We start from the raw sequence: 288 nt of genomic DNA, 5'->3' as shown, positions 1-288 counted from the left end.
CGATGTTCCAGATAGGACAAGATCAATTCAAACAAGTGAGACAATAGAAGAATCTAAAAAAAGAGGAGTTTTTTTGGCCGAATATAGATCGAACAGAAAACTAATAAAAAAAGCATGGGTAGAAATCCCTTGGGTATATGATACTCTTGGAAATACAGTGAAATACGAAGGACAAATACTATATATAAATTCCAAAGACAGTATAGGTCTTTCCCGGACATGGGAAAGATGTATGAATGGAGATACTTCCAATGGTAATATTGGTAATGGGGAGAGATATCTTATTTT

1 protein-coding gene is annotated in these 288 nt (G+C 34.0%); it reads left to right on the top strand.

All coding sequences use genetic code 11. The annotated features are described in order from the left end of the window. Positions 1 to 288, top strand: a 288-nt coding sequence (locus tag GFU93_RS03235; RefSeq protein ID WP_160567166.1) for a hypothetical protein, incomplete at both ends; no start/stop codon positions are given.

The sequence above is a fragment of the Apibacter sp. B3546 genome, from assembly GCF_009827885.1.
In the GTDB taxonomy this organism is placed as follows: domain Bacteria; phylum Bacteroidota; class Bacteroidia; order Flavobacteriales; family Weeksellaceae; genus Apibacter.
This window is presented reverse-complemented; position numbering and strand designations above follow the sequence as displayed.